The following is a 19,566-nucleotide window of genomic DNA, read 5'->3' as shown; positions in this document are numbered from 1 at the left end:
AAGAAAAGGCGGAAGCAACGCAAGAAAGATGCCAAAGGAGCTTCGGCATCTTCATAAATTGAAGTTTCACACGTATTCGTACTTAATTCAAATCTATAAATAACTGTTGCTTATTTTAGTTGTACCATAATGACGGCAACACGTCCAGACGAGTGGAAGGCACACCTAGTGCATACAATTACTCGATTAGATTACCCAAATATTGCACTGAAAATGGAACCAATCAAACGAAACAATGCCTCTAGAGCCTCCCACAGGAAGAACTTCACTTCTGTCTCGCCTGATTCCATCGCGGCATTGGCTTGAGCCTTCCCGTCTGCAGCCTGAGCATCTCCCTCAGCTGATAGAGCGCCCTTGTCTTGTTCTCCACTCTTAGATGGCGCAGATGACTTGGACCTCGCATCACCAGCTTGTGCTTGAGCCGTACTCCCATCGACGAAGCAGAGCGGCGGGAACAGGACACACCACCAATTCTGTCCGCTTCCCTCGCCTAATGTAACAAGCAATGCTTCATACATCCCGGCAGGATATACTTCGCCTCCATACCACTTGGCCGGGAAGGATACTTCTCCAAGCTTCACCTTGACTCCATACGCCAGTCCTTTTTCGTTTAACACTTGCTCTGCCGTCTGCTTCAGTTCGTCCAAATGCCCTGCTATCAGCTCGCGTGCCTTTTCACGAGTATCCGGCTTCTCTTCTGTCTTAAGCCAGCCGTTAATCTGCTCCACAATCCGATCCCGAACCATGCGCTTCACACGCTGATCGTTATCAACGTCTGAGTTGGCCAATATTCGCAGCCGAATCGCATCCTCGGGAATATGATCCTGCTTCTCTATCTTTTGCTTCTGAATATTTTGATTATCAATGGCCTCCGCATGGCCATTTTCCCAACGCATCAAAGCTCCCGCTGCCAGTACGGCAATCGCGAGACCGAGTACGAACACGCGTAAGTTCATGTTCATCCTGCTCCTTGTGAGGTTGGGCGCGCCTCTTGTCTATCAGTATGTCCGTGAGCAGGATCCTTAAACCTATCAATAGTGGTTTTTTTGATAGATAGATAGATTCGTCAGAGTCTTAGGTGAAACTGGTGGTTATCAAACGGCCTATGAACCGATATCCAACTTTTGAATGCATAAAAAAGGACTGTCCTAGTCGCAGATACGTTCTGCGTCATGGAACAGTCCTTATAGAGTTAAATTTCTTCTAAGCGTCGAACACCAATCACATGGCGCTCAATACCAGCTAGGTCAGGCACAATGATCAACTTCTCATCATAACCTGCTTGCGCGAGCATTGCCGCCACATCTTGCGCTTGTCCTTGACCCACTTCAAAGCCAATCATACGTGGAGCCTTGCCAAGCTCGGACAACATGGTGACAAGCCGTCGATACGGATCCAATCCATCCGCTCCACCATCCAGCGCCGTACGCGGCTCATAGTCGCGCACCTCACGCATCAGATCCGCGATATCACCAGCCGGAATATAAGGTGGATTGGATACGAGAATGTCCAATTCACTACCAGCGAACGGCGCCAGCAGATCCCCCTGTTTCCACGACATCTGCTCTGCAACGCCAAGCCGCCCCGCATTTCGCTTCGCGACAGCAAGCGCCGCTGGCGAGATATCGCCAGCCGTGATATGCCAATGTGGACGCTCATGTGCCAATGTACAAGCAATTGCACCGCTGCCGGTACCAATATCCACAACATGAAGTGATTCATCTTGCGACCAGATCCGGTCAGCTTCAGTCAGAATTGCCTCCACGAGGAGCTCTGTCTCCGGCCTTGGGATAAGCACATCCGACGTCACTTCGAACGGCAAACCATAGAAGTAAGCATCCCCAATAATATATTGGGTCGGCTCACCCGCAGATCGCCGTGTCACTGCCGATTCAAAAGCATGGATTGCATTCTCAGGCATCAGCTCTGTCAATGCAACCAAGTAAGCGACTCGCTCCATACCCAGCACATGCCGCAGCAGCAGTTCGGCATGATGTGCAGCATCATCGACTCCATTCTCTGCTAAAAAAGAAGAAGCCTGCACCCAGGCTTCTCTTATTGTTGCAGGCCATGCGAGGCGATATGGAGCTCTGTCTGCCGCATTTAGCCGACTACGCTCCTCATTCCGTCCGCAAGGCTCACTCATGCTTGATTCTCCCTTTCCAGCAGCTCCGCTTGTTCAGTCAGCGTAAGCGTTTGGATGAGTTCCTCTACATCGCCGTTCATAATTTGATCAAGCTTATGCAGAGTCAAGCCGATACGATGATCTGTCACACGGCTCTGCGGATAGTTGTACGTCCGAATCCGTTCACTGCGATCACCCGTTCCGACCTTACTTTTGCGTTCGCCAGCGTACTTGGCTTCTTCCTCTTGACGCTTAATTTCATAGATGCGTGCACGCAAGACTTGCAATGCCTTCGCCTTATTATCGTTCTGAGACTTCCCGTCCTGACACGTAGCCATGATCCCTGTCGGAATATGTGTAACACGTACCGCCGATTTCGTTGTGTTGACGGACTGACCGCCCGCACCAGAAGAGCAGAATGTATCAACACGGATATCTTTATCGAATATTTCGACTTCTACTTCATCTACCTCTGGCATTACAGCTACAGTCGAAGTTGACGTATGAATACGTCCGCCTGATTCAGTTGCCGGTATGCGTTGAACGCGGTGCGCGCCGCTCTCATACTTCAGCTTGCTGTAAGCACCCTTACCGGATACCGAGAAGATAACTTCTTTGAATCCGCCCAGATCGCTCATGTTCGCTTCCATCAGCTCTGTACGCCATCCTTGTGAATCCGCATAGCGCGTGTACATGCGGTATAAATCAGCAGCGAAGAGCGCAGCTTCATCACCGCCTGCCGCACCGCGAATTTCCACGATCACGTTCTTGTCATCATTCGGATCCTTTGGCAGCAGCAAAATACGAATACGTTCCTCAAGTTCCGTTTGACGCGCACTCAGTTCCTCGATTTCCATCTTCACCATTTCGCGCATCTCATCGTCAAGCTTCTCTTGCATCATTACCTTCGCTGCATCCAGTTCGCTAAGTACATTTTTAAATTCCATAAATGCTTCATAAGCTGGCTGCAGATCGGATTGCTCCTTCGAATACTCACGAAGCTTCTTCGGCTCGTTCGCCACATCCGGGTCACATAGCAATTCACTCAACTTCTCATAGCGATCCGCAAGGGATTGCAGTCTATCTAACATCATACACGCTCACCTCTCTTCTCCAATTCGATACTACCACGTATATTCATGAACCTTGATTTGCGCAATCATGGTTCGTGCTTCAATAAATGAATGATTACGGCATTCCACCATAACCATTTCCGCAACCATTCCCTCGCTCAACCTGCATTACAATGCGCAGATGATCTCACTGCATTAGCTAAGCAAGCGAAGAAGCAGAAGCGCTATACGTTGAAGCGGAAATGCATAACATCGCCGTCTTGAACAACGTATTCCTTACCTTCCAATCTTAGCTTACCCTGTTCCTTCACCGCATTCATAGAACCGCCAGCAACTAGATCATTATAAGAGACCACTTCGGCACGAATGAAGCCGCGCTCAAAGTCGGAGTGGATAACACCTGCCGCTTGCGGGGCCTTCATCCCTTTGCGAATCGTCCAAGCGCGTACTTCTTGTACACCAGCAGTAAAGTACGTATACAGACCAAGCAAGCGATAGGCTGCCTTAATCAAGCGGTTCAGACCGGACTCATCCAGTCCAAGCTCTTCAAGGAACATCTCCTTATCTTCGCCCTCAAGCTCAGCAATTTCTGCTTCTACCTTTGCGCTAATCGGCACAACTTCCGCATTCTCAGCTGCGGCAAAGTCACGTACCTGCTGTACATATGGATTGCTATCCGCATCCTTCACGCCATCTTCGCTTACGTTCGCCGCATACAATACTGGCTTCATCGTGAGCAAGTGCATGTCGCGTACAAGCACCTTTTCTTCGTCGCTCAGTTCCAAGCTGCGTGCTGGCTTATCATTGTACAACGCCTCTTTCAAGCGCTCCAATACAGCAGCCTCTGCCGCATACTTCTTGTCGCCGCTCTTCATGTTCTTCTTTGTGCGATCAAGACGCTTCTCAACCGATTCCAAATCCGCCAGAACGAGCTCCAAATTGATCGTTTGAATATCGCTAACTGGGTCAACCTTTCCGTCAACATGCGTAATATTTTCGTCTTCGAAGCAGCGCACAACGTGTACGATTGCATCTACTTCACGAATGTGAGCCAAGAACTTGTTCCCAAGCCCTTCGCCTTTGCTCGCACCACGTACCAGACCGGCAATATCAACAAATTCAAACGCTGTTGGAACTGTACGGTTTGGAACAACCAACTCAGTCAACTTATCCAAGCGCTCATCTGGAACCTCTACCACGCCGACATTTGGATCGATCGTACAAAACGGATAGTTCGCCGATTCAGCCCCTGCTTGTGTAATCGCATTGAACAACGTCGATTTGCCAACGTTAGGCAGCCCAACAATACCTGCTTTTAATGCCATTTATAAGTACAACTCCTTAGACCGTATATTTGAATAACCATTGTTTCGAACATTACCTTACTATCATAAACCTAGTCTATCAATTATGTTTCATGTATCGTTAAGATGCGTGTAAAAAACACGCAAAAATTCCTTAACCATTATAACCAACAACGCAAAAAAAACCTAGTCATCGACTAGATTTTTTCCGTATTGTCAACTTTTGCTCACTTCAGGAGAGCAGAAAAGCCAGTAGAGGATTCTGCGATCTTAGCAATTTTTATTGTTCGGAATAATAAATCCTTACTCAAGAGCTGCTTGTCTGAAGCCAAGTACGTATCCATCCACTTGCAGCCAGATCTTAATTTTTTTGGAGGTAGCGTTGTCTGATATTTATCTATGTCAACCGTTTCCTTTACCTTGCCTTGGCTCTCCTCGGATAAGGAGACTGTGCACCGAACATACTATTGCTGTAGCTGGATCCAACATTCAATTTCCATCATTTTTGAGTAAAGTGAGGGGCACAACTATGGAGAATAAATCGCATCGTGGCAATTATAAAGGCACTACGGCAATGAAAGCGAAAAATCAAGATATGGCGTTCGTAAATGACACCATTGAAGGAGCAAAATCCGTAACACCTTTCTCCGAGAAAAAGAAAAAGACGGACTAGTTCCGTCTTGCCAGCTTCAATGTCCAATTGTGTATTCACATCATAACTTGTCCAATCGATCTACCTGCGTTTCACCGAAAGTAGGCTTAACCTAGCAAGGGTTCTCTTATGTGATGAATCGATACAGCGAACGAATCGTCATACCCGCTCCGTAGCGTTCTGCATTCGGCATATCGACTTGATTTTGCAAGCATAACTTAATGACACGTGCAGCTGCAGGATGGATCGATACCGTTCCATCTTCCTGCTTCTGCATAACGCTACCGTCTTGACCTGGCGTCTGGAATAAAGAATACAGCATCCCATCTGCAACAAGCATCGGGCTGTTCCAGTTCCATTGCAGCCACTCCTCATCCCACTGAACCGTTGACTCACCTATCTCCCATACTACCTGCCGTGAGCGGCGCTGATGAGCAGATATCGTCTTCTCCAGTGCTTCTTTCCAAAAAGCAGCTCGTTCGTCCAAGGTTGTCCCCTTACTTAAGGAGCGACATGCAGCTTGCGCACATACCGACGCAATAGCGCCGTCCGCCCACGGAAACTGAATGCGATCCATACGAGGCAGCGTACACCCCGATATGAGCTTGCTCATCTCCAGAAGACCGAGTGACTCAGGAGCGGTAACAGCTACGCATACAGCGCGAATCGCTTCGTGAAGCTCATCGTCTTGATGCTGTCCGAACGCTATGGATGGGTTGAATGGCTTACCGATACGGTGCCGATAATCTGCCAACGCAAGCAAGCCATTAAGGCGCACACGTGCTGTAAGGCCATGGAAGGAAGCCTCCTGCAGCGTATCCTCAACAGCCTCATCTGTCCATTGGAGCAAATGCAGCACATAAATGACCTGCACTGCTGTTCGATCATCTTCGTGAATGAGAGACGTCCAATCTGCATAGCGCTCGCGAAGTACGTGAAGCCAGTTCTGCTCCACCTGAAAGGCAATATCTCTAGTCTCCGCATCATCAGCATGTCGATATCGAGAGGGTGTCACCCCAAATGGGAGATGGCTGTCCATCACCGTTCGCAGTACTTGCGCAATCCCATTCAAGATGGATGCCTTCGCAACCGACTTATATCGTACGGTCAAAATATCCAAGAGCGGCTCGATTAGCGCACTAGTTGCTTCATGGACATCATGCTCCATGCACAGCTGCTCGAATAATGCTTGAGCCGCCTCCGCCGATTGCTCCATCGATCCGTTCTCCATGACACAGAGCAATTCCGGCACATTGTCTTCTGAGCCGAACGAATATACCGATCCTGCCCCATTAGCCAAGCCCATTTTCTCTACGCCTCCATAAGCCGCCCGAGTACAGGGGCTGTGGTTTTAATTTCCATTATATCATCTCATGTCAACTTTGGAATGGTTTTATCGAAATATGTCGAAAAAAAAGAATACAATAGCCGAAACAGCCCGCAGCCGTGCAAGTGTATGTTAAGAAATCATATTCAAAGATGATTCAAATCATCACTGAATGGTGAATGATAAGTAGCATGACATTCTCCCCCTTTAGATGAATAGGCAATACAAAACAACGCCCCGGAAGGCTCATCCAGCCATCTGGGGCGTTGTTCGGCATTTCTAATTTAGACCAAGCCGATCGACGACAAGAAAATCAATATTATGAGCACAGGAGCTATAATACGCATCGTGAACAGCCATATACTTCTCCACACGGGAGACAGACCCGTCTCTTCTCCGGACTGCTTCCATGCGTATCCGACAAGCAGCGTTACGAACAAACCGCCCAGTGGCAGCATTACATTCGAGGTCAGGAAATCAATCCATTGGAAGAAGTTACGGCCGCCCAGCGTCGCTCCCTCCAGAACCCCTCCTGCTGCCAGCGTGCACGGAAGACCGATGATGTACATGGCAGCAATCACATAAAAGGTTGCCTTGCCACGCCCCAAGTGGTAGCGGCGCATGATATAGGCTACAGGCACTTCCGCAAGGGCCAAGCAAGACGTAACCGCAGCAATTGCCAGGAGCAAGAAGAACAAGCCGCCGAACAATGCACCATAAGGCATCGAGGCGAATGCTGCAGGGAGAGCAACGAAGACAAGTCCCGGCCCTGAATCCGGTTCAATTCCAAATGTAAATATCGTTGGGAAGATGATCAACCCTGCAATAAGCGCATAGATTAAATCACCCGCTCCTACTGCGACAGTCGCAAGCGGTAGCGATTGATGCTTGTCTACGTATGCACCATACGTCAGCATGGCCCCCATACCAAGCGACAAGGAGAAAAATGCAAGCCCCAATGCCATCAGTGCGGAATGGAAGGTCAACTGTGAGAAGTCAGGCTTCAGGAAATAAGAGATTCCTTCAGCAGCGCCGTCCAGCGTAAGCGTACGCACCATCATAACCAATAAAATGATGAGCAGGCCCGGAATAACAATCTTATTGAACTTCTCAATACCACCAGATATCCCTCTGGCAATGATGAATCCGGTTAAGGCAAACACGACAATTTGCCAGACAATCGGCATCATCCCTCCGGTGAAGAGCTTGAAGTGTTCCGCATAATCGCCGCTTTGGAACAAGATTCCGGATACCGACTCAACTGCATAATGGAGCGTCCATCCCGCAATCGTGCTGTAATACGTCATAATCAGGAAGGCAGCCAATACGGCGATGAAGCCCAGTACGCCCCATCCTCTTTTACGTGATAAAGTGGTGAAAGCAGAGACTGCGTCACCGCGTCCGCCACGTCCAACAGCCAGCTCGCCAAGCAATACTGGCAAGCCAACAATTAAGAGACAGGCGATGAATAATAGGAAGAATGCTCCTCCTCCATTTTGCCCCGTAACGTATGGGAACTTCCACATGTTGCCCAACCCGACTGAACTGCCGATAGCGGCCAATATAAATCCTGCAGAGCTGAATTGCTCCGACTTATTTCCCTTCTGAGGATCTTGCTTTGATTGCTTATTTGACATAAATGGGTATGCCACTCCTTCTTTCCTGCTGTATTTTCTAGGGTGCCCCAAGGACTGAGATAAACTCCATTTTATTCAAAAATGCGCTCCGAATCGAATGTAATATTTCTCAAATCCTCCAACCTACTTCAAGCATACCAATCTCCATGCAGCATCCATATGAAAAAAGGCACCCCTTGTGCTGCGTGAGCAGCCAAAGAGCGCCTTAGATCGAGCTATTCACATCCATGCAGCCAAGAGTGGCTCTTACTTAATTCCTGAGTGCATGAAGCTGCTAATAAATTTGCGCTGGAACAGTAAAAATCCAAGAATCAGCGGCCCTACAACAAGCAATGTTGCTGCACTTACTTCTGCCCACTGCGCCCCCGTCTCGAAAGACTGAGCAAACATAGCAAGCCCTACAGTAAGCGGACGATTCTCTACGGAGTTCGTCACAATCAGTGGCCACAGGAAGTTATTCCACTGATAGCTGACCGATACAACCGCAAATGAGATATATACAGGCGCAGACAACGGCACGAAGATGCGCCACAAAATGCCCAGGCGAGAGCAGCCTTCCACCATCGCTGCTTCCTCCAATTCAAGCGGCAGCTGCTTAAATGTCTGGCGGAGCAGAAATATCCCGAATGCTGATGCGAAGTATGGTAGCATGATGCCCAGCTTCGTATCTAGCAAACCAAACTCCTTCAATACATGGTAGTTCGAGAAAATAAGAACATCCGCTGGTACCATAAGTTGTACCAAGAACAGCATAAATACAGCGTCTTTCCCGAAGAAGCGCAGGCGTGCAAATGCGTAAGCAGCCAGTGTTAGGCTGAGAAGCTGCGCAAGTAGCACTCCTCCTGCAATCGTGAAGGTGTTCAAATAATACTGGGCAAATGGAGCACCTTCCCATACCTTTGCAAAGTTAGCTAACGTCCACTCCCATGACCAGAATGAATTCATGCCCGCATCCTTGGGACGGAACGCCGTCCATAACATCCAGATGAGCGGTACAAACCATACGACGCTGACCACGAGCATAATCGCATGCCAGAGCCACTGCTTCATCCGTCGCTTCGTCCGTTCGATCTTCAAGGCTCGATCCGATAAAGGCGGCCTACGGCCTACGGCGCCTGTACTAAATTCTGTGTTGATCCCAACTGATTTGTCCATAAGGCGCCTCCTTTATTGATAATGGATTTTGCGATCCCAGCCGAAAAATTGTAGTGATGATAGTACCAAGAGCAGTGCGATCATAATGACAGTCATGGTCGCCGCCATTCCTTGATCGTAGAAGCTGAAGGCTGTGTCATAAATGTGATACAGAAGCAGGCTGCTCGCATTGTCTGGACCACCCTTGGTCATAATCCACAAATGATCCACAAGCTTGAATGCATTCGTCAGCGCTACAACTGCTACAAACAGCGTAGTAGGCATCGTCAATGGGATTGTAATCCGTGTCGTTACCTTCCAAGTACCAATGCCGTCTACCGAGGCCGATTCATATAAGTCCTTCGGAATATTCTGAAGTCCGGCCAAGTAGAAGATCATGAAGTATCCTGCTTCCTTCCATATCATCATGACGATCATAGCCCACATGACCGTATCGGGATGCCCCAACATATTCATGTCCGCCGACTGTCCAACCCACTTCGCCAGTTGAGCCAACAAACCATACTGAGGTGTGTATATAAACAGCCAAATATTCGCTACCGCGATCATTGGAATCATATTCGGATAGAAAAATGCCACACGAGAGAATGAACGTCCCGCTAGTGCCTTATCAGCGAACAGCGCCATAATGAAAGCAAGCGCCATGGAAGTAGGCACTGTGCCAATCGCAAACCATATATTATTGCTGAATACTTTCTGGAATACAGGGTCTTGGAACAGTGCGGTAAAATTATCAAGCCCTACAAATATCGGCTCTGGTGTAGCCAGGTCGGATTGATACATACTGAGCCAGGCTGTCTTCAGCATTGGATAATAGGTGAAGAGCATGAGGAACAACAGGGACGGGAGCAGCAGCGCCCATGCCAATGTATTGCGGGATAGACGTTCTTTCCATTTGGCGGTCATCATCCTGACCTCCTTCTCCAATGAATTCTAGTAAGTTCATGATGTATATAAATCGGCAGGGCTTAGGCCCTGCCGATACAGCACGCACATAAGGCATGCGATTGCATCTTGAGCGTGTATTACTTGTTGAACGGCTTCAGTGCGCGATCAGCCTCTTCCTGCGCCTTCTTCAATGCAGATGCCGGATCCGTCGTGCCTGTCAGCACCGCTTGCACTTGATCCGTCAATGCTTTGGAGACTTTACCATTGTTGTGCGTAGACAATTCCGCGTAAGCGTGCTCCAATTGATCGCGTGCAACAACTGCTTGCGGGAAATCAGCTGCATATTTCTTCATCACATCTGTGTCGTATGCTGACTTGCGAACGCCAACATAGCCTGTATCAATACTCCATTGAGCAGCTTGCTCCGGCTCTGTCATGAACTTGATGAATTCCCAGGCTGCTGCTTGTTTCTTCGGATCAATGTCCTTGAAGATATACAAGTTGCCGCCGCCTGTAGGTGAACCGTACTGCTTGTTCATCGGCAGGAATGCAACACCGAAGTCAAATTTAGCGTTATTCTTCACATTCGTCAGGTTGCCCGTAGTATGAATCATCATAGCAGTCTTCTGCTCTAAGAAGTCTGTAGGAACTGTTGCCCATTCTACAATACCTTCCGGCATTACCTTGTGCTTCTTCGACAGGTCTTGCCAATACTGCAATGCTTCTACATTCTCTGGTGTATCGAAGAATACTTTCTTGCCGTCTTGGGACATAAGGTTGCCTTTCGGATCAGCCATGTTCTGCAGGGAGAACAGTTGGAACATCCAATAAGCAAATCCGGATCCTGGCACCTCGATGCCTTGGCGACCGTCTTTTTTCAGCTTGGTTGCATATTCTGTAAGCTCAGCCCAAGTCTTCGGCGGTTGATCCGGGTTCAGGCCAACTTCTTTGAAAGCATCCTTGTTGTAATAAAGAACGATAGTACTGCGTTGGAAAGGGATACTGTATGTCTTGTTCTCAACTTGCGAATTTGCCATGAAAGCCGGGTAGAAATCATCAAGGAAACCGTTGCCTTCCTTCGCGATAAAGTCATCAAGCGGAAGGATTGCATTCGTATCCAGCATGCTGAACAGTTCCGTAGACAGCATAACCGCTACATCCGGCGGCTGCTTGGCTTGGATGCCAGCCTGAATCTTCGTCGTCGTATCTGCATAGCTGCCTGTATAAACTGGCTTCACTGTGATGTTCGGGTGCTTCGCGGTGAACTTCGCCGTCATACCCTCAACCACTTTCGTCAGTGGACCACCAACTGCGATAGGAAAATAGAATGTTAATTCCACATTCTCATCCTTCGATGTGGTTGCGTTATCGGCTGGAGCTGTTGTCGCCCCCTCCTGCGTCGCACCTTTCTCTGGCGTCTGTGTTCCTCCTGCTGTCCCTGACTGACCACAGCCGACCAGCAGCGTAAAGCACATAAACAGAAGTAGCATCCACTTAGAGCGCATTTGCATATCCCGTGTTCTCCCCTTTTTCAATATCGTCCTTATTGAGATGGTATGTCTCACACCACCCTTTCATACCATAACCTTGCTCTAGCAAGAGAGTGTTAATTCCATATAAATGTTTTGTTAATGATAGATTCTCAAGTAGATTCCTACGATTCCATTGATTCCATGATCCGGTATCAAAAAAAAAGAAAACACCCTCCCAGGTGTCCCAGATAGTCATGCACAGCATCATGCATGCTCTATCCTAGAGGAACCCAAGAGGGTGTATATACATTACGATTCCTTCGTTACGAATTCGTTAAAATGGATACCAAAATGTTCCGAACCCTTGCACTCGCCATATAATCGCTGCAGCAAGCACGAGTATGCTGACGCTGACCACGATATAATCCTTACGATGCCATTCCGTCGACGAGAACCACGTACGCTTCGAATGCTTCCCGAAGCCGCGCAAATCCATTGCATTGGATATCGTCTCAATGCGATGCAGCGAGGAGAGTACGAGCGGTGTCGTAATGGATACAAAATGCTTAAGCCTCTGCACAATCGTGCCCTCGCCCTTGCCGAATCCAAGTCCACGCGCCTGCATGGCATTCGAGATATGCCGGAATTCCGCCTGCAAATCTGGAATATAGCGGAATGCGATACTGAACGCATAGGCGATTTTGTAAGGAACGCCGATTCGATTCAAGCTGCTCGCCATCCGTGTCGGATGCGTCGTATAGATGAACAAGACGGTTATCGGCATAAGAGACATATACTTCATGGACAATGTAAATACATAGATAACAGTCTCCAGCGTCAATACGTTGTAGCCCATATCGAGAAGCACAGTAGTCGTACCTGTCAATGTACTGCCATAAGCCGGTGTAATTAATAAACTGAAAAAAGAATTGAATATATTAAATACGATCATCAGCCAGACGAGCAGCCGAATTCGCTTCCATGGCAACTGTGCATTGATAAGAAGGACAAGACCAATCCCAAACAGGGGCACGAAAATTCGCAAATCCTGAAATAAAAATACGATTACGGTCCACACAGCCAGCACAAGCATCTTCGCTGCTCCATCCATACGATGGAACAGCGTATCCCGTTCAATATAGAGCATACCTGACTTACTCATGACGCTTCACCCGCTTCTCGTGGTCAATGAATTTGCGCACAAGCGCCTCCGGCTCGCACAAGCCAGTCAGACGGGCAAGCGTGCCAAGTGAAGTCTCCTTCACATTGGCTCGTTCAATCGCCTCCATATGGGTCAGCACATGAGCGGTATCGCCAATTGCAATCAGCTCCCCATTGCATAATACAGCTGCACGCTCCGTATATTCCAAGGCTAAGTGCATATCATGGGTAATGAACAGGAAGGACATGCCGCTGTCCGCCAGCTCAGAAATAAAACTCATAAACTCCGTATAGTGCTTATGATCTTGACCTGCTGTCGGCTCGTCCAGAATCATAAGACTCGGCTTCATGGCTAAAATCGAAGCAATGGTCACCCGCTTCTTCTGACCATAACTGAGCGCAGATACCGGCCATTCCCGATATCCGTATAGACCGCATATACGCAGTGTCTCCTCAACGCGCGCCATGACCTTTTCTTCCTTCATGCCTCGCATACGCAGTCCGAAGGCTACTTCTTCACGAATCATAGGCTGTGTAATCATGTGGTTCGGGTTCTGCATCACATATCCGATATGTCGGCCCCTTTTTCGAATCGACCACGAGCGGATATCTTCCCCATTTAGTTTGATCGTGCCCGCCGTCGGCGCAGCTATTCCCGTCAACAAATGCGATAGCGTGGACTTGCCTGCGCCATTGTTCCCGAGCAGTGCCATTCGCTCGCCAGCACCAATCGTCAGCGATACTCCCCGAATCACTTCCCGTTCGCCATCATAAGAGAAGCGAACATTATCCATCTCCAGCATCGAAGTCCGTTCTGTCTGGCGAGTGGCATCCCCTTCGCCAGCGACCCAATTGGATAGGCATTCCCTTGCCTCATCATTGTTGCTAATCGCAAGAAGAGAAGAAGGCTTGTCCTCAGGCTTGCATACATAGCCAGCATATTTCAGCGCAGAGACATATAAAGGCTCTCTTAATCCATGCTGCTGCATGATAGAAGAAGCCAGCATCTCATCGGGCGTTCCGATCTGAACAATACGACCTTCTGACATGAGGACAATGCGATCAACATGCTGCTCCAGTACATCCTCAATCCGATGCTCAATAATAATAATCGTCTTATTTGTCTCGCTATGAATATGATCCATCAACTCGATGGCCTGCTTGCCGCTTGCCGGATCCAGGTTCGCAAGCGGCTCATCGAACAGCAAAATATCCGCATCCATCGACAGCACACCAGCCAGCGACACACGCTGCTTCTGACCGCCCGACAGTTCATGCGGACTATGATCGATATAAGGAAGCATGTCCACGACTTCCAATGCCTTCGTCACCTTAGGCTTCATATCCGCCGTTTTCATGCAATCATTTTCAAAAGCGAACGCTACGTCTTCCCCTACCGACAGACCAATGAACTGTCCATCCTGATCCTGCAGGATCGTCCCAACGCTGCGGCTAATCTCAAAAATGCTAAGCTCTGAGGGACGCTTCCCCTTAAGCGTGTACTCTCCCGTTATCGTTCCACTGTACGTAAAAGGAATTAGCCCATTCATACAATGGGCCAAAGTCGATTTGCCGCAGCCGCTTGGGCCGGCAATTAATATTTTTTCTCCTGGGTAAATATCCAGGTTCACATTTCGCAATGTCGGTTCGGACAAACTGCGGTATTGAAAGCTAAAATCTCGAAACGAGATAAGCGGTTCTTTCATTGAATCTGTAGCTCCTGTCTTCAAACTTGGGCGCTGCATTATTTCTGCACTCGCAGATTCGAGTTGTTGCGATTCATTTGAAGTAGTGCCAGCACAGCCAACAATCCAAGCACCAAGTGAACGCCAATATTCGCCAGCGTGGAAGCCGTGAACTGTACCCACATCTTATCTGCTGGCTCTCCGAACAAATACACATCTAAAATACTGGACACACCAAAGCCAACAGCAAGCGCAAGCGATCCGGTTATCGCCAATGCTACAATGCTGCCCTTCGAGGAGCGTCCTTCCTTAATGTTGAATGACGAATTCAAATACACAAGTCCCATCCCAAAGCCGGATATAGCCGACCCGAGCACCCATGTCCACCAGATTGTTCCGCCGCCCCAAGTCAAATCAGTAATGATATGCCCGATGGCTCCACTCAAAAATCCAACAACCGGTCCAAACATGGCACCGAAGATGGTCAGAATGGCAATTGCCGGACGCAATCCGGTCTGCGGCACTAACGGAATAGTGACTGTGCTTAGCAAGCCGTACAATGCTGCCCCGATGCCGATGGCGACTACCGTTTTGGTGTTAAAGTCGAAAATTGATTGCTTCATCCTTATGCAACCCTTCCTTCTCACTCAAAATAGGTATCGACGCTCGCCCGTTCGAGAGGTGGCCTCATCACGATTTATTAAATCCGAACGTTAGATTGTGATTCCAATCATAATATAAAGGATTTTCCATAGTATGGATACAGGTTTTTATTTCCAAAACCGAGTTTTTCTAGCCTTTTGCACCGAAAACTAGGGATTATTGGGAGGAAACCATATATTTTATCTATAAAAGCAATAGATATAACGATATTATTCCGTTTATCCCGAATTATGCCGATCAGATATTCAATCAACAGTGACGATTACAGCAGCCGAACCAAACGTTCGGTATGACGCAGTTCTTGTATCGTACGCACCCCAATGCCGAACATGGCAATCCGCAACTCAGCTTCCACCTGAGCCAGAACCTGATCAACCGCTTCTTCGGAATCTGCTGCTGCAGCAAGCAGTGAGCGCCCGAAACCAGCCACGTCGGCACCAAGAGCAATCGACTTGGCCGCATCGACTCCTGTATGTAATCCGCCGCTCGCGATAACAGGCTGATTCGGCAGTGCTTTGCGTACCTGCTGCACACTGACTGCGGTCGGAATGCCCCAATCGGCAAAGGCCTCCGCGGCACGCTGCATGACAGCATCGCGAGCACGCAGTTTCTCAACCTGGCTCCATGAGGTTCCACCCGCCCCTGCAACATCGATGAAGGCTACGCCTGCTTCCACAAGCTGCTTCGCTGTATCTGGCGCAATGCCCCAGCCAACCTCTTTCACGCCGACCGGCACGTCCAACTCGCGGCATAGCTGCTCGATACGGCGAAGCAGACCGGAGAAATTGACATCCCCCTCCGGCTGGAACACTTCCTGCATCGCATTCAAATGCAAAATAAGCCCGTCCGCCTCGACGAGCTCTACCGCACGGCGGCACTGCTCAATTCCCATCCCAACATTAAGCTGAACGGCACCAATATTGGAGTATAACGGAATGGTAGGGGCTAGGTCGCGGATGCGAAACGTACCCGCGACCTCGGGATTCTCCACCGCAGCGCGTACGGAGCCTACACCCATCGCCCAGCCCCGGGCTTCAGCCACGGCAGCCAGCCTGCGATTGATTGGCGCCGCATGACTGCTTCCTCCAGTCATAGAGCTAATCAGCAGCGGTGTGCGAACTTCCTTGCCAAGCCATTCTGTCTTCAATTCGATCTCCCGAAAATCAACTTCGGGCAGTGCCTGATGGACGAAGCGATATTGCTCCAGCCCTGTTGTTATCCCTACTCCGTTCACTGGTTGTTCGAGGCATATTCGAATATGCTCTGTCTTGCGCTGCTCGGTCAACGATGCCGAATCTGGCTGACGTTCCCGCATCGGCGCACCTCCTCACCTGATCGTATGTGCAGTTATGGCCTGTCAGCTACAGTTTGCAATTCTCCTTCATCCGCCGTTCAAGCCCCGATTAACCCTCTTCCTTCGGTTCTTCCGCACCGAAAATTTGCCGCTTCAATCGCTCTCCCGTTGGCGTAACCGCAAGCCCTCCGCGCGCCGTCTCCCGCATCGTCGATGGCATCGTCTGCCCAATGCGGAACATCGCCTCAATCACCTCGTCGCACGGGATGACACTCTCTACACCCGCCAGTGCCATATCTGCTGCGACCATGGCAATCGCTGCGCCCATAGCATTTCGTTTCACGCATGGCACTTCCACGAGACCTGCAACAGGATCGCAGACGAGACCCAGCATGTTCTTCAGTGCAATTGCCATCGCATGCGCGGATTGCTTAGGGCTTCCCCCTGCCAATTCAGCAATGGCAGCCGCAGCCATCCCAGCTGCTGATCCGACTTCTGCCTGGCAGCCGCCAGCTGCTCCGCTGATCGATGCATTGTTCGCAACGACAAGTCCGAACGCACCGGATGTGAACAAGAATTCCACCATCTGCTCGCGGGTAGGATTTAATTTGTCCTTCAATGCAAACAAGGTTCCTGGAACAACTCCAGCCGAACCCGCGGTCGGCGTGGCACAGATAAGCCCCATCGCAGCATTGACTTCATTCGTTGCGACCGCCTTGCTCACGGCATCTAGCAGCGTGTCCCCACAGAGGGACTGTCCAGATTGAATATATTGTTGAAGCTTTACCGCATCGCCGCCGGTCAGCCCAGAATGGGAACGAACGCCTGCTAAGCCGCGCTCAACTGCCTGCTCCATCACATCCAAGTTCCGCGTCATCTGCTCGATCACCTTCTCACGCGAGCATTGACGCACTTCCATTTCCTGCTCAATCATCACATCGGAGATTTTACACTGTCGTTCTTCAGTAATTGCGATTAATTCTGCCACATTGCGAAACATAACTGCTCCTCCTTCCTTCTATCGTATTTAGTCTTCCATTCGAAGCACACGATTTACTCCAGGGAGCTCTCGAATTTGCTGCAGGATTGGTTCGGCAATCGCCTCATCCGTCTCAATGACCATGAGCGCCATCTTCCCCTTCTCCTTGCGGCTTACTTCCATATGCCCGATATTCACCTGTTCTCCGCTCAATATATTGGTCACACCCGCAATAACTCCATACCGGTCATGATTCATAACGAGTATCGCAGGACACTGCCCAGAGAGCTTCAGACGGAACCCGTCCAGCTCTGTAATTTCAACCTTCCCGCCACCGATTGAGATTCCTGCAACCTCCATCTCATCGTGCTCGTCCGTCATCCGAATGCGGGCAGTGTTGGGATGCTCCGGTACAGCTTCCTCAGGTGTGATGATGACTTCCATTCCTGCGTCTTCTGCATATTTCAATGAGTCCGGCAATCTTGCATCGTTCGTATCGTAATCGAGCACGCCAGCAACAATGGCAACATCTGTCGCATGCCCCCGGTAAGTCTCAGCGAATGAGCCGTATAGGGAGATATGAACCCGCTTCGGCTGTCTGCCGAAAATACTTCGTGCCAATCGACCAATCTTTGCTGCTCCCGCTGTATGCGAGCTGGATGGCCCCACCATGATTGGGCCGATAATGTCAAATACACTGCGATATTTCATCGCGCTTCCCCCTTCGTCGACATCCCCTTCTCATCATGCACACGCTTGGTCACGATCTATCATTACATAGCTATTAGCGCACGAACAGCGTAGGATTGAGATACAATAAGATCCGCTTCTGCTTCTCACCTATCTGCTAATGCGCTGCAATGCTGTCGTTATCATTCCGTGCTAGGATTAGGTTCCACTACCTTCTATATTGTACGCAATCACGGCAGCTTTCTCTACGGCTAAAACCATCCAATACCAGCTTATTCAAAACTCATCCTAGCAGGGCTATCGCCGGATGACAACCCTGCTTCGGAACCATAAAGGATCAGAATGTGGACACGAATTTGTTTATGATAATTTCTCTACATGCTGCCCTCACTTGGATGCCATCGTATAACTGTTCATGTCATGCGAAAACAATAGGGTCGAAGCCTATAGGATTCGATCTCCAAGCAGGGTGCCAATCAACTCCAGCGCGAGCCGTGCCGTGCGATTGTCTGTATCCAGCGAAGGATTAACCTCGACGAATTCAGCGGAAGTCACAATACCAGACTCATGCAGAAGTTCGAGCGCAAGATGGGCTTCCCGATAGCTTACCCCACCCCGTACCGGTGTACCCGTTCCCGGAGCCTCAACAGGATCCACACTATCTACATCGAAGCTCAAATGAACCCCGTCCGTGCCATCACTGGCAATTCGGATGGCCTCCTTCATCACATGCAGCATGCCATAGCGATCAATATCATGCATCGTAAAACATGCAATTCCTTGCTCACGAATATAGGAGCGCTCGCCAGGATCTAAATCTCGGGAGCCAACAAGTACAATGTTCTTCGGATTTAGCGACTTGCCAGGCCAATTCCATTGACCTTCGGTCAAACTTGCTCGTCCCAGCGCCACAGCCAGCGACATTCCATGCACATTGCCTGACGGACTAGTCTCTTCTGTATTCAAGTCTGCATGTGCATCGAACCAGATCACACCTAATTGCTGATATTGCTGTGTCAGGCCTGCCAAGGTTCCAATGGCGATACTATGATCTCCGCCCAGTACCAGAGGGAAGCGTCCCGACTCTATAGATGCCTGTACCTGCTCAGATAAGGCGTCGCTCATCGCAATGACTTCATCAACATACTTGGCCTTGCGTACCGGGGCTGCGGTTGCTGCTGCCTCCGAATGTATAGCGGCAGCCGTACAGCCCACACGGCGTTCCTCGCCCACAGTAATCCCTAATTGATTGAGATGCCGCACCAGTCCAATCTGCATCAGGCATTCCGGTCCCAACTCCGCACCACGCCGTCCTGCCCCTAGACCGAATGGTACTTGAATAATAGATAATGGCATGTTCATCTGTCTGTCCTGTGCTGTCATACTGATCGCTCCCTTCGATATGACAATCCTGGAATATCCGTTCGAACTTCTACTTATTCACTGCGTCTATGATCATAT

The 19,566-nt window shown here is 49.4% G+C and carries 17 protein-coding genes; 1 reads left to right on the top strand and 16 read right to left on the bottom strand.

Annotated elements, in window-relative coordinates; all coding sequences use genetic code 11:
* Positions 1-191: 191 nt before the first annotated feature.
* The 4 genes from spoIIR to ychF all read right to left on the bottom strand — a co-directional run bounded on the left by spoIIR (position 192) and on the right by ychF (position 4,523).
* Positions 192-956 (bottom strand): stage II sporulation protein R, encoded by a 765-nt coding sequence (gene spoIIR / locus BP95_RS0123590; RefSeq protein ID WP_021257188.1) that lies wholly within the window; start codon positions 954-956, stop codon positions 192-194.
* Between the two features lie 236 nt (positions 957-1,192).
* Positions 1,193-2,146 (bottom strand): peptide chain release factor N(5)-glutamine methyltransferase, encoded by a 954-nt coding sequence (gene prmC / locus BP95_RS31250; protein WP_021257189.1) that lies wholly within the window; start codon positions 2,144-2,146, stop codon positions 1,193-1,195.
* On the bottom strand, positions 2,143-3,216 hold the full coding sequence (prfA, locus tag BP95_RS0123580; RefSeq protein WP_021257190.1) for a peptide chain release factor 1: 1,074 nt from the start codon (positions 3,214-3,216) through the stop codon (positions 2,143-2,145). Before prfA ends, prmC begins: the two co-directional genes overlap by 4 nt.
* Before the next feature lie 206 nt (positions 3,217-3,422).
* Complete coding sequence (ychF, locus tag BP95_RS0123570; RefSeq protein ID WP_021257191.1) at positions 3,423-4,523, bottom strand: redox-regulated ATPase YchF; 1,101 nt, start codon at positions 4,521-4,523, stop codon at positions 3,423-3,425.
* 508 nt (positions 4,524-5,031) lie between these two features.
* On the opposite strand from ychF, the gene BP95_RS33625 reads away from it, so the two are divergent.
* A complete protein-coding gene (locus BP95_RS33625; protein WP_021257192.1) occupies positions 5,032-5,175 on the top strand; it encodes a hypothetical protein in 144 nt (47 codons plus the stop codon).
* Positions 5,176-5,281: 106 nt separating this feature from the next.
* On the opposite strand, the gene BP95_RS0123560 is transcribed toward BP95_RS33625, so the two are convergent.
* From BP95_RS0123560 to rocF, 12 genes are all read right to left on the bottom strand, one after another.
* Entirely contained in the window at positions 5,282-6,460 is a 1,179-nt protein-coding gene (locus tag BP95_RS0123560; RefSeq protein ID WP_028533387.1) for a hypothetical protein, read from the bottom strand.
* Between the two features lie 305 nt (positions 6,461-6,765).
* Entirely contained in the window at positions 6,766-8,118 is a 1,353-nt protein-coding gene (locus BP95_RS0123555) for a sodium-dependent transporter (RefSeq protein ID WP_021257194.1), read from the bottom strand.
* Between the two features lie 246 nt (positions 8,119-8,364).
* Positions 8,365-9,168, bottom strand: a complete 804-nt coding sequence (locus tag BP95_RS0123550) for a carbohydrate ABC transporter permease (RefSeq protein WP_028533386.1) — start codon at positions 9,166-9,168, stop codon at positions 8,365-8,367.
* A gap of 117 nt (positions 9,169-9,285) precedes the next feature.
* Positions 9,286-10,179, bottom strand: a complete 894-nt coding sequence (locus BP95_RS0123545; RefSeq protein WP_028533385.1) for a carbohydrate ABC transporter permease — start codon at positions 10,177-10,179, stop codon at positions 9,286-9,288.
* A gap of 119 nt (positions 10,180-10,298) precedes the next feature.
* Positions 10,299-11,672 carry an ABC transporter substrate-binding protein gene (locus tag BP95_RS0123540; RefSeq protein ID WP_028533384.1) on the bottom strand — a complete coding sequence of 458 codons (1,374 nt, stop codon included), beginning with the start codon at positions 11,670-11,672 and terminating at the stop codon, positions 10,299-10,301.
* Positions 11,673-11,967: 295 nt separating this feature from the next.
* A complete protein-coding gene (locus BP95_RS0123530; protein WP_021257198.1) occupies positions 11,968-12,795 on the bottom strand; it encodes an energy-coupling factor transporter transmembrane component T family protein in 828 nt (275 codons plus the stop codon).
* Complete coding sequence (locus tag BP95_RS0123525; protein ID WP_021257199.1) at positions 12,788-14,500, bottom strand: ABC transporter ATP-binding protein; 1,713 nt, start codon at positions 14,498-14,500, stop codon at positions 12,788-12,790. Before BP95_RS0123525 ends, BP95_RS0123530 begins: the two co-directional genes overlap by 8 nt.
* 38 nt (positions 14,501-14,538) lie before the next feature.
* Complete coding sequence (locus BP95_RS0123520) at positions 14,539-15,102, bottom strand: ECF-type riboflavin transporter substrate-binding protein (protein ID WP_028533382.1); 564 nt, start codon at positions 15,100-15,102, stop codon at positions 14,539-14,541.
* Positions 15,103-15,404: 302 nt separating this feature from the next.
* Entirely contained in the window at positions 15,405-16,457 is a 1,053-nt protein-coding gene (fni, locus tag BP95_RS0123515) for a type 2 isopentenyl-diphosphate Delta-isomerase (protein ID WP_021257201.1), read from the bottom strand.
* A gap of 88 nt (positions 16,458-16,545) precedes the next feature.
* Entirely contained in the window at positions 16,546-17,436 is an 891-nt protein-coding gene (sdaAA, locus tag BP95_RS0123510; RefSeq protein ID WP_021257202.1) for an L-serine ammonia-lyase, iron-sulfur-dependent, subunit alpha, read from the bottom strand.
* 27 nt (positions 17,437-17,463) lie between these two features.
* Entirely contained in the window at positions 17,464-18,126 is a 663-nt protein-coding gene (sdaAB, locus tag BP95_RS0123505) for an L-serine ammonia-lyase, iron-sulfur-dependent subunit beta (RefSeq protein ID WP_021257203.1), read from the bottom strand.
* Positions 18,127-18,549: 423 nt separating this feature from the next.
* The gene (gene rocF, locus BP95_RS0123500) at positions 18,550-19,488 is read right to left on the bottom strand and encodes an arginase (protein ID WP_021257204.1); all 939 of its coding nucleotides are present in this window, start codon (positions 19,486-19,488) and stop codon (positions 18,550-18,552) included.
* Positions 19,489-19,566 lie beyond the last annotated feature (78 nt).

It is taken from the genome of Paenibacillus sp. UNC217MF (assembly GCF_000686865.1).
GTDB classification, from domain to species: domain Bacteria; phylum Bacillota; class Bacilli; order Paenibacillales; family Paenibacillaceae; genus Paenibacillus_B; species Paenibacillus_B suaedae.
Note: the sequence above shows the minus strand (reverse complement) of the source record. Positions and strands in the feature narration are given on the sequence as shown.